This window comes from Amycolatopsis sp. (assembly GCF_035276945.1).
In the GTDB taxonomy this organism is placed as follows: domain Bacteria; phylum Actinomycetota; class Actinomycetes; order Mycobacteriales; family Pseudonocardiaceae; genus Amycolatopsis_E.
In genome coordinates this window covers 64,932-77,139 of record NZ_DATELF010000160.1, presented here as the reverse complement: position 1 = coordinate 77,139, position 12,208 = coordinate 64,932, and the positions used below count along the sequence as shown (strand labels likewise).

Below are 12,208 nucleotides of genomic sequence, written 5' to 3'. Positions count from 1 at the left end.
TCGGGAGGGACCGGACAACTACGTACGCGAATACGGATATCCGTACCCGCGTCGCCGGTCAGGCCGCCCGCGGCCGCGTGGGGTTGGCCGGCCCGGCACTGGGTAGCCGGGAACCATGGCACGGCAGTTCGAGGTCGAGTTCGTGACCGAGCACGAGTACGTGGTGCGCGCCGACTCCGGCGCTCAGGTCGTGGAATCATGGTTTCACATCGAGCCGGAGGTTTTACGGCAACTGGGCGTCGGCGACGCCGACGAATCACGGGTCGTCGAGCGGACGGCCGAGTTCCTCGCGGAGCGCCAGGACGTCGAAGATTTTCCCAACCTCGTGCACATCGAGGACGTCGTCGCCACCTATGACGACTATCCGGAGCGGCTGCGTCGGTCTCTGGGAGTCTGACCCCTCGCCTGCTTTCATCTGGTCGTCCCGGTTCGCGGCCCGTGTGGTGGGCAGGGCGAGTTCGGTCGCGGGGCGGGCGTGCCGTCTTCCGGTGAGTGTCCAATGAGGACTAGTCGGCTCGGTTCGCTCCGCCGCGTCAGGTTCATGGTGTGGTCTTGTCGAGGTTCAGACTCGGCCGGAAGGCGTCCGCGAGACGGATCTGGGCAGCCTCCGTGACCAAGTCGGCCGAAGCGCTCGCCGTGGACGACGACGCCGCGCTGGCCCGGCTCGGCTATCAAGTCCGAAGCGGCGGTGGACGGCTTCGGGTTCTACGGCGGGGCGGGCGCGGCAGGCGGCTGGTCGGTCCACCAGACGCTCGACCGGGCCCAGCCGCAGACGCTGGTGGCTCGGGTGCTCGCGGCTGTGCGCTCGGGACGGCTTCACCGACCGCCTGGCTCGCGACGATGTCCGGCGCCGTGTCGAACGGTTTTGGGCCAAGGTGCGGGTCGAGGCACGGCGCAGGGCCGCCGAGTCGCGGGGGCGGGAGCACGTCGCGCGGCACGCGATACCGTCCACTCCGGACCAAACCGACTTTCTCCTCCGCAAACCGCGCGCGGCTCGCGGAGTTGTGCCGAGTGGTGCGCCCGCTCGCCCGCAAGCTCGCGACCGGCTGGCCGTTCGCCGCCGCCGTGCCGCCTGCGGGCAGATCGACCTGCGCCGCACGTTGCGGCGGTCGCTGTCCACCGGCGGAGTGCCGACGCCCCGCCTGCCGCAGGCGCTGCCCAGGCAGGCCGGAGATCGTGCTGCTGTGCGATGTGTCCGGTTCTTTGGCCGGTCTCGCCGACTTCACCATGCTGCTGGTCCAGGCGCTGCGCGAGGTGTTCAGCAAGGTCAGGGTGTTCGCGTTCGTGGACAGTACGGACGAGGTCATCCAGCTGGTCGCGCCCGGTGCGGCACCGATCTCGGTGGCCGCATTCTCCGCGAGGCGAACGTGAACACGTGGGACGGGCACCTGCGCAAGATCAACTCGACGCAGTCACCGAAGAGCCCAAACGAGCCCGCTCAATGACAACGGAGCGTAAGATCATCCTGGTCTCGCTGCGCTCGTTGATCCATATGAGTTAACGTGGTTACTCCATTCGGTGGTGCGGTGCCGTTACCAATCGGTGATAATTTCTCGGCTCGTGTCCGTCGTCAACTTTCGCAACCGGCCCGCGCTCGTCGCGCTCAGCGTGCTGCTCGGGGTGGTGCTCGCGGGTGGGGGCGTGGTGCTGTCCCGGGGGGAGTCCTCCGGCAAGCCGATCAGTGCGGATCCACCGAACGACGTGGCTTACCGGGCGACCACCACTTCGGCCCCTGTCACGCCGAGTCCTGCCCCGCCAGTGGAGTCGGTTGCCGCGCCGACCCTGGCCGCCGAGAGTCCGGCTCCGCCGGCCGCTCCACCGCCCACCAAGCCGTCCGCGAAGGCGTCCGAAACGCCCGAACCGCGGCCGACGACGACTCCCGGCAAGGCATCCACCTCCGCCGCGGATTCGTCGGTTGCCGGGCAGATGCTGGCGTTGGTCAACCAGCAACGGGCCTCGGCCGGTTGTGGTGCCCTGACCCTGGACAGCCGGCTTACCGCTGCTGCCCAGGCGCACAGTGACGACATGTCGGCGCGCGGCTACTTTTCGCACACCACGCCCGAGGGTGTGACGTTCGACCAGCGCATCAAGAATGCCGGCTACCCGCGGCCGGGGGGCGAGAACATCGCCATGGGGTCGGCAACCGTCGCGCAGACGATGACGTTGTGGATGAACTCCGACGGCCACCGCCGAAACATTCTGAACTGCTCGTTCACCGCGCTCGGCGTCGGGCTGGCCACGTCCGGCTGGTACTGGACGCAGACTTTCGGTTTCTGACTGGTGCCCGGGACCGACCATGTCTCAGCCGCGCGATGGTGCGTCAGCCCGGTACGGCATCGCCGTCACCTCGGTCGCACCGGGTTTCGTCGCCACCGAGCGGCAGGCCATGATGGAGGGTTGTGGAGTCCACCCGAGTGGATCGCTGGCTGTGGGCGGTCCGGCTGACCAAGACGCGGCCCGACGCGGCCGCGGCCTGCCGAGGCGGGCACGTGCGCGTCAACGGGCGGCCCGCCAAGCCCGCGACGACCGTGTCACCCGGCGACGAAGTGCGTGCGCGCGTGGGTGACACGACTCGGATCGTCGAGGTGGTCCGCGCCATCGAGAAACGGGTCGGCGCGAACGTCGCCTCGGCGTGCTTCATCGACCGGACGCCCGCCCCTCCCCCCGAGGCGTCGGTGCCCGTCGCCCGCCGCGACCGGGGTGCCGGACGGCCCACCAAACGGGAACGCCGGGTGCTCGACAAGTTCCGCACCGGTCGAATCTGACGAATCGGCGACCCATGACGAGCCCTGGTCGTCAGCGTTTCCGGCAAACCGGTGAGGGCATACGTGCCGGCCGTGACCAGGCCGTAGGCAAGGTGTGGCACGACGTCACCGGCCCAGTCGGCGGGACGCCAGTCGCGAGGGTCGGTGACGCCGAGAACGGTCATCGGCACAGCCGAAGCGGCCATGGCGGCCGCTCCCGTGACGAGTCCTCCGGCGGTGACTGAGGGGCGCCAGCCCACGGAACGGAGAACCCCGTACCCGGCGCCCACCGCGATGCCGGTCAGGGTCCCCAGTACCGCGCCCAGCCCGGTGAGGCGGTTGCCGCGGCGCTCTTGGTCGCCTGGCACGGTTGTCCCGGCCTTGTGGGCGAGGCGGTCGACCGTCTCCTGGGGAGTGTTGCTGGCGGGCCGGCCGCGCAGCGCCATGTCCAGGTAGGTGATGGCGTTGAGGGCAGTGGTACCGGCGGCGCCGGCGAGGGCACCACGCAACAGGGAGCTCACCATGTGCCGGGGGTACCCGGGCCGTGCCTGCCCATGCCGGCCTGGTGTGATTCGCGCTCTCGTGTCCACCCCGCGTCGCCGGTGCGCGGCCCGGACGCATTGCCCGGAATTCCCGCGGAAAATTCCGTGAACCAGTCCGCCCGGCGCTACGTTTCAGGTTTGGGGAATTGTCGCGAGCGAAAGGTGGGACGGGATGAGCGGCGAATCCGGATCGTTGCTGGTGGCGGATTCCTGGCTGCTGGTCGACGGCGCGGTGCGGGCGATGGAGAAACACATCGACCGGTTCACCCGGTCCTGTCTCGAACTGGGCGTCGTCTCCGCCGGTGAACTGCGCGAGTTCTGGTCCACAGTGGTCGCCGGGCTGCCGCGGTCCGGTACCTGGTTTCCTCGTGTGGAGCTCGTCGATGCCGCGCCGGCGCTACGCCTGAGGATCCGCCCGGCGCCGGTTCTCCGCGAGAGCGTAAGGATCTGGGTCCCGGACGAACCGGACAGGCGGTCGTATCCGCATCGGAAGGGCCCGGATCTCGACCGGCTGGCCCTGCTGCGAGAGGATGCTGAACGGTACGGCGCGCACGAAGCTCTTCTGACCACATCGGACGGTTTCGTCGTGGAGGGGGCCAGTTCTTCCCTTCTGTGGTGGGAAGAAGGTGTGCTGTGCGAACCGCCCGCGGATGTTCCGGCGCTGCCGGGTACCACGGCCGCGGTCGTGCGTGAGCTGGCTTCGGCCCGGGGCATCAGGACCGCCCGGCGCGCGCGGCGGCCTGAGGAACTTGGCGGCCGTGAGGTGTGGCTGGTGAACGCGCTGCACGGCGTCCGCCTGGTCACCGGATGGACCCCGGGCGCGATCGTGGCAGGCCCCGGCGCGCGTTTCCGTCAATGGCGGGCGCTGGTGGAAAATCTGCGTGTGCCATTGAAGACATTTCCGCTGGATTGGGCGGACCGGCTGCCCGTGTTCTTATAGAATGGGTGCCATGCCAGTTCAGACAGTGGAATCGAGAGTAAACCTGAAATCGCTGACCGCCGAGGTTTCGGTGGCCATGCGCGGATTGCACACGGCGGCCGTCGAGGCCGCCGGGCGCGCGGGGGTGGATCCCGCGCTGGCGGAACTGATCCGGATCCGGGTCTCCCAGATCAACGGCTGCGTCTTCTGCCTGGATATGCACACCCGGGACGCCAGGAACGCGGGGGAGACCGAAGGCCGTATCTACGCCCTGAGCGCCTGGCAGGAGAGCCCGGCGTTCACCCCGGCGGAAAAGGCCGCGCTCGCGCTGGCCGAAGCGATCACCCTGGTGCATGACGGGCACGTGCCTGACGAGGTCTACCGTGCGGCCGCCGCCGAATTCGGCGAGGGCCAGATCGCCGCGCTGATCTGGATCAGCACGGTGATCAATGCCTACAACCGCACGGCGATCTCGACCCGGATGGTCCCCGCTCAGTAGCCGCTGAGCACCGGCGAGGACGGCCCGTAGGGCGCGCGCTCGAGCCATTCGCCGAAGCGCGGCACCAGCGGGGCGAGGCGCGCGGCCACGAACTGCCGCGTGCGGGCCACGCCGCCGGAGGGGCGCATGTGCTCCAGCGCCGCTCCGGCGGCGTGGCTGTTTTGCAGGGCCGCGGCGCGCCGCTTCGTGGCGAACTCGGCGACGGCGGCGGCCTGTTCGGCGCTGTCACGCCGCGCGGCCGTGACGGCGGTCGCCGCCGCGTCCGCGTCGGCGAAACCACTGTTCATCCCCCGCGCCCCGAACGGCGGAAACAGGTGCGCGGCCTCACCGATGAGCAGCACACGGCCGCTGGGGTGGGCGAAGGTGCCGGCGATCAACTGCCGGAACCGGTACACCGAGATCCAGGTGATCCGCTCGTCCGGGACCGCGCCGATCACCCTGGGCAGCCATGCCCGCACCATCTCCGGGGAGGCGATCGCCTCCGGATCGTCGGTCGCCCTGCACTGCAGGTCCACCTGGAATCCCCCGGTGTAGGGCACGGTCAGGACATGGCGGTCACCCATCGCCGGATGCCGGTAGTGGAACACCCGGTCCCGTCGCTGCTCCTCGGCGGTGGTGGCGATGTCGACCACCACGTGGAAGCCGTCCGCCGTCGACCCCCGCAGGTCGATCCCGGCGCTCCGCCGGACCGTCGACCGCGCGCCGTCCGCGCCGAGGAGGTGGCTCGCGCGCCAGGTGATTCCTTCGGTGGTCTTCACGGTCACGCCGTCCGCGTCGGGCGTGACGTCGACGACCTCGGAGTTCCACTGCACCGTGACACCGGCATGCACGCAGGCGTCGAGCAGGATCCGTTCGGTGTCGGCCTGGCGGAGGCTGGCGAACGGCGGCATGACATCCCTCGCCTGATAGGGCGGGTACGCCCGGGCGTACACCTGCCGCCCCTCGAACAGGGTCCGCCGCACGTTCCACAGAATGCCGCGCTCCGCCAGCCGGGTGCCGGTGCCCCGGCTCATCGATTCCAGCAGCATCAGGGAATCGTGGTGCACGTACAGCGCGCGGCTGCCGGGCCGCACCCGGCCCGGCGAGTCGGTCTCGAGCAGCACCACGGGCACGTCACGGGCACGGAGGGCCAGCGCGGCGGCCAGGCCGACCGGCCCGGCCCCCGCGACGAGCACCGGCATCGGCTCAGCCACCGGCCACCTCGGTGGCGAGCATGCCGGCCAGCACCACGCGTTTGATCTTCCAGGTCGAGGTTCTGGGCAGGTCGTCGAAGGCCCACTGCCGGGGCTCGTCCATCTCGGGCAGATCCGCGGTGGCCTCCCGCCACCGTGCCGGGTCCAACGGCGACCCGTCACGCGTGCAGACCACCGGCAACGGAGTTCCGTTCGCCCCGGGGACCAGGATGATTTCGCGCAGTTCCTCCAGGCGTGACATCAGCACGTCCTCGATGGCGAGGTTGCTGTCCACCGTGTCGATCCGGTCGATCTCGCGGTCCACCAGTTGCAGTCCGCCCCACCACGAGCGGCGGCCGAGATCGCCCATCCGCCACCAGTCCCCGTTCAGTTGCGCGGCGAACGTGCCGCGGGCGTTCTGGTAGGTCAGGATCCGGCCGCGGGTCTTCACCTCGATATGCCCGACCTCGCCCGGCGGGCACGGTCGTCCCGCGTCGTCGGTGACGCGGATCTTGGTGAAACCGGGGATGCCGACACCGACCAGGCGGCCGTTGCCCCGGTCGGCGCCGCGGCGCGTGAACCACCGGACGGCGGCAGGGCCGGTCTCGCTCTGCCCGTATAACTGGCAGAGCCAGGGGAACGGGCGCCGTGACGCGCCCAGCAGCCGTTGCACGGTACGGGGATGGATGGCGTCGAAAGTGCTCCCGTAACAGCGCACGTTCGACAGCGGCGCCCCGGGCGCGTCGGCCAGGTCCTCCCACAGGACGAAGGTGTTGGGATGAGTTTCGACGACGCCCGGCTTCCACCGCGCGAACAGCGGGCCGACCGACGCGGGGTCGTGATCCACGAGCAGGAGCAGCGGGCTGCCGCCGCTGAGGAAGACGCCCAGCGCGTGATAGAAGCGGGAGTGGACGTAGGACACGCACAGGGCCGCGGTTTCGCCACGCACCGGGAGCGCCAGGATCTTCTGCGGGGCCAGCCGGTTCCACAGTGCCTGCGGGCAGTGCACGGCGAGCTTCGGCACGTCGGTGGTTCCCGAGCTGTGGGTGATCAGCGCGGGTTCGCGCGGGGACCGCCGGACTCCGATCGCCTTGGTGCCCGCCGTCGCGGGTGCCAGCGGCACCTCGATCACCCCGCGGGTGCAACCGGCCAGGTCGGTCAACGTGGTGAGCTTGGCGTTGTCGGTGACCAGCCACGGCCGTTCCAGTCTGGTCAGCAGGATGCTCACCACGGACGCGTCCAGGCCTGGCGACAGCAGTGCCGGAACCGCGCCGATGCGGGACAGCGCGCAGGCGAGCAGGGCGATGTCGATGTTGTCCGTCTTGTGGATCGCCACCTGCTGCCCAGGCCGGACACCGGACTCCCACAACTGGTCGGTGAGGCGGTCCACGATCTCGGCGAGCGAGGTGTAGGTGTGTTCGGTGCCCAGGTCCGGCGCGACGTCCAGCGGGCGGTCCAGGATCACCGGCACGTCACCGTGCCGGGCCGCGGCACGGGAGAACATGTCACCCATGTAGAAGCCTTGGCGGGCAGGGGCCAGACGCATGTCGAACTCCGTTCTTTCGGGGTGGGGCGGGGTTACCAGGAGCCAGTGCGGACGAGATGCCTGCGCAGCTTCCCGGTCGGGGTCCGGGGAAGCTCGGAAACGACCTGCACGCTTCGGGGCACCTTGAAGGCCGGGAGCCGTGACCGGGCCCAGGCGACGAGGTCCTGCGGGAGTCCGGACGGCGAGTCGCCGCCTGAGATGCCCGCCGCCGGGACGATGAACGCGCGCAGCTTGGTCGCCTGCCGGTGATCCGGCACGGCGGCCACCGCCGCTTCGCGGACGAGGGGATGCGCAAGCAGCACTCGCTCGATCTCGATCGGCGACAGTGAGATACCGCCGACCATCTCCATGTCGTCCGTCCGGCCGGCGTGCCGGTAGACGCCGTTGTCGCAGACCGCGCGGTCGTTTGTCGCCAGCCAGCCGTCGACCAGGGTTCGCGCCGTGACCTCGGGCAAATTGAGGTAGTGCGAGAACAGCGTCGGCCCACGCGCCCACAGCTCGCCGACGGTGCCTGGTTCGACGAGGTTGCCGGCCTGGTCTCGCAGCTGTAGTTCCCATCCAGGGACCGGGTTTCCCAGGGTGCCCGGCACGTTGTCCATCACGGTGTTGGCACAGAAGGCGTGTCCGGCCTCGGTCGAGCCGATCTGCTCGATCGCGGTGAAGCCCAGGGCGTCCGGCAGCCGTTCGGCCAGCGGGCCTGGCATGGTCTCGCCCGCGGAGACGGCGGCCCGCACCGAGCCGAACTTCTTGCGCGCTTCGGTCTCGACGAGAGCGGCATACGAGGACGGCACCGAGTACAGAACGGTCACACCGTGGCGCACCACCAGCTCGGCGATTTCTTCGGCGCCCGGCCGGTGTCCGGAAAGGACGGCGGCGGACCCGGTGTAGAGCGGAAAGACCAGCGCGTTGCCGAATCCGTACGCCCAGAACATTTTGGACACCGACAGCGCGACGTCGCCGGGGCGGATCCGCAGCACCTCGTGACCCACGTCGATGGCATACCGGACGGGGTGGCCGTGGGCGTGGACCGCGCCCTTCGGGTGTCCTGTGGTGCCCGAGGTGTACTGGATGTAGAGCGGTGTGCCGGCGGCGACGTCCGCCGCGCCCGCCGGTGCCGATTCCGGCGCCCTGCGGGTGACCAGATCGTCGATGTCCACAAAGGAATGATCGGTGAACCGGCCCGCCAGCGCCGCGCTGGACAGGCACAGCCGCGGGGCGCAGTCGGCCAGCAGGCCGGCGTGGTCGGCCGCCGTCAGGTCCGGGTTCACCAGCACCGCCGTCGCGCCGAGCCGGGCGACGGCCAGGAACCCCGCCACCCAGGCGATCCCGTCCGGCGCCGCCAGCAGCACCCGGTCGCCGGAACGAACTCCGTGCCCGGCCAGCAGGTTCGCGGTCCGTGCCGCCAGGTCGTGCACCTGGCCGTGGGTCCACGGGACGTCGCCGGCCAAGTACGCCGTTCGCCCGGCCCAGCCGTGCTGTTCCGCTCTTCCGGCCAGCCGGGCCGCGAAGTTGGCGTTCACCGGCCGGCCTCGGCACGGATGTTCTGGGTCGAAGGCCGGCGAGGCCGCGGCGGCTCCTGGGGAAAGATCGCCTTGGTCGCGGCCGCCTCCCAGTGGGCTCGCATCGGGGCGGCGAGCTTCAGCAGCATTTCCTGGTACTCGTCGCCGGGATCCGAGGTCAGCACGATGGCCCCGCCCGCGCCGATCCGCACCTTGCCGTTGGCGAACACCGCCGTGCGGATCACGATGCTCAGGTCCGCGGCGCCGTTACAGCTGAGGAAACCCAGCGCGCCCGAGTACATTCCTCGCGGTCCTGGCTCGAGATCGTCGATGATCTCCATGGTGCGCTCCTTCGGCGCCCCGGTCATGGAACCCCCGGGGAAGCACGCGCGCACGCAGTCGAGCGCGTCCCGTCCCGGGGCGAGTTCGCCGCGCACGGTCGACACGAGTTGGTGCACCGTACGGTAGGTTTCGGTGCGCATCAGTCCCGGCACCTCGACCGTGCCCACCCGGCACACCCGGCCGAGGTCGTTGCGCAGCAGGTCGACGATCATGAGGTTTTCCGCCCGGGTCTTCGTGTCGCTCGCCAGGCGGTCACGCAGTGCCGCGTCTTCTTCGGGGGTGGCGCCGCGGCGGGCCGTGCCCTTGATCGGTTTCGTCTCCACCAGGCCTTCGGGAGTGATCTTCAGGAACCTCTCTGGTGACGAACTGGCCACGTCGACCTCGCCGAACCGCAGGTACGCCGAGTACGGGGCGGGGTTGACCCATCGCAGCACCCGGTAGTAGTCGGCGGAGTCGCAGAGCGCGGGCAGTTCGACCGCGGTGGTCAGGCAGATCTCGTAGCTTTCCCCGGCCCGGAGTTGCTGCTGGCATTTGTCGATGTCGGCCTGGTAGCCGCCGGAGTCGCGCAGCAACCAGCGTTCGGTCGGCACCGGAGCGTCCATTGTGGATTTTCTTGGCGGGGTGCGCGGCGGGAGCGAGCGCAGGTTCTCCAGCGTCGCGTCCAGCCAGCCGATCGCCTCCGCCTCCGCGTCGGGGAAGTCCTCGGCCAGGCACAGTGCGTAGGCGGTTTGCTCGAGCCGGTCGATCACCACGACCCGGTCGGCGAACAGCCAGCCGGCGTCCGGGGTTTCGCTGCGGTGCACGGCTTGCCCACCGAGGGCGGCTTTGAGTTCATAGCCGAAATAGCCCACATAACCGCACACGAAGTCGAAGGGCAGTGCCGGTGCGGTGAACGGGCGTTCGGCCAGGCCGCGGCGAAGGTAGGTGAAGATGTCCTCGCGGACGCGTTTCACGGGCTGTTCCGCGCGGTGCACCTCCACGACGCCGGTGTGCACGTCGAAGTCGCAGAACTCGGCCAGCGGCCCGGTGTCGTCGCCGAGGTAGGAGAAGCGGGAGAGCCCTTCGTCGCCGTCCAGCCAGAATGACCGGGACGACGTGGCGAACAGGGTGGTGAACACCTGCTCCGGAGCAATCTGTCCTCTGTGGACTGCGACGTGCAGGCGATAACGGACATCGGAGTCGGGCCGGGTGGTTGGCTCCTGGCTGGTGGGCCGGGTGTCCACCACGATGGGCCGGTCACCGTTTCCGGACAGGCGCCGGAAGTTGCCGACCAGCTCCGGCCCGCATTCGGTGAGGATCGACTCCGGGTGAAACTGCACACCCCACTGGGGCTTCTCCCGGTGCCGGATCCCCATGACCACGCCGTCCTCCGCCCAGGCCGTGGCCTCCAGATCCGTGGGCAGCGGCTCTTCGACACACAGGGAGTGGTAGCGCACCGCCGTGAAGCCCTGGGGCAGCCCGGCGAACAGCCCACGCCCGTCGTGGCGGACGATGGTCGGGTGGCCGTGGCGGGGTTCGGGCGCGGGCACGACCGGCGCACCGGCGAGGAACCCGATTCCCTGGTGGCCCAGGCAGACCCCGAGCACCGGCAGCCGGTCCTGAGCCAGGAAGCGTGTCGAACAGCCGAGGTCCCTGGCCCGGCCCGGATGTCCCGGACCCGGCGAGACGACCACGTTGTCGAACTCCTCGAAGGACACGCGTGCCAGCGCCGGGTCATCGTTGGCCAGCACCACGGGCTCGGCCCCGTTCACCGTCGCGATCAGGTGAAAGAGGTTGTAGGTGTAGGAGTCGTGGTTGTCGATCAGAAGGGTTCGCACGGATTACGCTCCCGGTCTTCGTGGATAGTGGTGTCCGATTCACCGGCGTCCGGCGCGGACCTGACGTCCCGGCGAGGTGGCGGCCCTGCGCGGTGAACCGGCCGGCTGGCGGGCAGGCGGCGGGACCGGGACCCGGTGCCGGGCGCGGGGCGGCGGTGGGGCCTTCGCCCCGCCGGCGGGTGGCACTATGCGTGTTTCGTCGTCGTTCTTCGGTTCGGGTAAGGGCTCGGGTGCCTTGTTTCCGCCGCGTAGCCACGGCGCCAGCAGTTTCATCAGCCGGGGCATGAGCACCCAGGTCATCAGCACGGTCACGACCACGCACAGCACGAACGTGCGGGGAATCAGCGACAGGCCGGTCAGCCGCGGGATGACCAGTACGTTGGTGGTGAGTACCGCCGGGAACACCGCGACCAGCGTCACCACGGCCATCTTCCAGCGCGGGGGCGGTGGTGGCGGCGCGGGCGGCGTCTTCTTCGTCGAGGTCGACGTCCGCTTGGTCGGGTCTTCCGGCGGCGTGATCTTCGTGGCGGTTTCGGGGGCTGCCCGCTCCGCCGTTGCTCGCGGCGGTGCCGCTCGCCTCACCGGGACTTCCGTCCTGGTCGGGGCATCCGCGGGCGTCTTCACCGGGAGCGGCCCGGTCGTTTTCGGTCTGACGTCCGCCGCGGTTGTCGCGGAGAAGGCGGCCGCGGCTGCCGGCGTCACAACGGGCAGCGTGGGTGAGGTAGCTCGGCCACGGCGTCCCGCCCGCCTGTCCTCGCTCTCCGGATGTGGCCCGTCGAGGCTCGGACCGGATCGTTCCAGGACGGCGGCCCACAGGGAACGCTGTGGTGAGGTCAACCATGCCTCGGCGGCTTCGGCGTTTTCGAAGCAACACACGACTTGCCACAGCGAATTGTCCGAGGCCGACCTGCGCAGGTCGCCGCCGAGATAGCCCTGTGATCGGGAGGCCGCGCCCAGCAACCGGCCCGCGGAAAGCGAAAAAGTCCTTTCTTGGTCAGCCTCAACACGATGGGTGGTGATGGCAACGACGTGTTTCTCCGCTGTCATCGATCGATTACCTCATTTCGTGTGGCCGGCCGACCGTCGCCGGGGCGTGCGACGCTGCGACACCACCCACGGCGGGGAAAG

The 12,208-nt window shown here is 69.9% G+C and carries 10 protein-coding genes and 2 pseudogenes; 6 read left to right on the top strand and 6 right to left on the bottom strand.

Annotated features, from left to right (window positions below; translation table 11 throughout):
* The first annotated feature begins 115 nt into the window (after positions 1-115).
* The 6 genes and pseudogenes from VJT49_RS29440 to VJT49_RS29415 all read left to right on the top strand — a co-directional run bounded on the left by VJT49_RS29440 (position 116) and on the right by VJT49_RS29415 (position 4,704).
* Positions 116-397: a hypothetical protein gene (locus tag VJT49_RS29440; RefSeq protein WP_324168221.1), complete on the top strand. Its 282-nt coding sequence runs from the start codon at positions 116-118 to the stop codon at positions 395-397.
* Positions 398-685: 288 nt separating this feature from the next.
* Positions 686-1,388, top strand: a pseudogene (locus tag VJT49_RS29435) (VWA domain-containing protein); the annotation flags it as partial.
* Positions 1,389-1,560: 172 nt separating this feature from the next.
* On the top strand, positions 1,561-2,277 hold the full coding sequence (locus tag VJT49_RS29430) for a CAP domain-containing protein (RefSeq protein WP_324168220.1): 717 nt from the start codon (positions 1,561-1,563) through the stop codon (positions 2,275-2,277).
* Positions 2,278-2,399: 122 nt separating this feature from the next.
* On the top strand, positions 2,400-2,765 hold the full coding sequence (locus VJT49_RS29425) for an RNA-binding S4 domain-containing protein (protein WP_324168219.1): 366 nt from the start codon (positions 2,400-2,402) through the stop codon (positions 2,763-2,765).
* Between the two features lie 693 nt (positions 2,766-3,458).
* Positions 3,459-4,226 carry an aminotransferase class IV gene (locus VJT49_RS29420; RefSeq protein WP_324168218.1) on the top strand — a complete coding sequence of 256 codons (768 nt, stop codon included), beginning with the start codon at positions 3,459-3,461 and terminating at the stop codon, positions 4,224-4,226.
* Positions 4,227-4,236: 10 nt separating this feature from the next.
* The gene (locus VJT49_RS29415) at positions 4,237-4,704 is read left to right on the top strand and encodes a carboxymuconolactone decarboxylase family protein (protein WP_324168217.1); all 468 of its coding nucleotides are present in this window, start codon (positions 4,237-4,239) and stop codon (positions 4,702-4,704) included.
* On the opposite strand, the gene VJT49_RS29410 is transcribed toward VJT49_RS29415, so the two are convergent.
* From VJT49_RS29410 to VJT49_RS35505, 6 genes and pseudogenes are all read right to left on the bottom strand, one after another.
* Positions 4,698-5,897 (bottom strand): FAD-dependent monooxygenase, encoded by a 1,200-nt coding sequence (locus VJT49_RS29410; protein WP_324168216.1) that lies wholly within the window; start codon positions 5,895-5,897, stop codon positions 4,698-4,700. The two genes, VJT49_RS29415 and VJT49_RS29410, sit on opposite strands and share 7 nt — an antisense overlap.
* Positions 5,890-7,422: a class I adenylate-forming enzyme family protein gene (locus VJT49_RS29405; protein ID WP_324168215.1), complete on the bottom strand. Its 1,533-nt coding sequence runs from the start codon at positions 7,420-7,422 to the stop codon at positions 5,890-5,892. The genes VJT49_RS29410 and VJT49_RS29405 overlap by 8 nt, the downstream gene beginning before the upstream one ends.
* Positions 7,423-7,454: 32 nt before the next feature.
* On the bottom strand, positions 7,455-8,942 hold the full coding sequence (locus tag VJT49_RS29400) for an AMP-binding protein (RefSeq protein WP_324168214.1): 1,488 nt from the start codon (positions 8,940-8,942) through the stop codon (positions 7,455-7,457).
* On the bottom strand, positions 8,939-11,080 hold the full coding sequence (gene pabB / locus VJT49_RS29395) for an aminodeoxychorismate synthase component I (RefSeq protein ID WP_324168213.1): 2,142 nt from the start codon (positions 11,078-11,080) through the stop codon (positions 8,939-8,941). Before pabB ends, VJT49_RS29400 begins: the two co-directional genes overlap by 4 nt.
* A gap of 39 nt (positions 11,081-11,119) precedes the next feature.
* Positions 11,120-11,662, bottom strand: a complete 543-nt coding sequence (locus VJT49_RS29390; RefSeq protein WP_324168212.1) for a hypothetical protein — start codon at positions 11,660-11,662, stop codon at positions 11,120-11,122.
* A 249-nt stretch (positions 11,663-11,911) separates the two neighbouring features.
* Positions 11,912-12,127 (bottom strand): annotated as a pseudogene (locus VJT49_RS35505) (antibiotic biosynthesis monooxygenase); the annotation flags it as partial.
* Positions 12,128-12,208 lie beyond the last annotated feature (81 nt).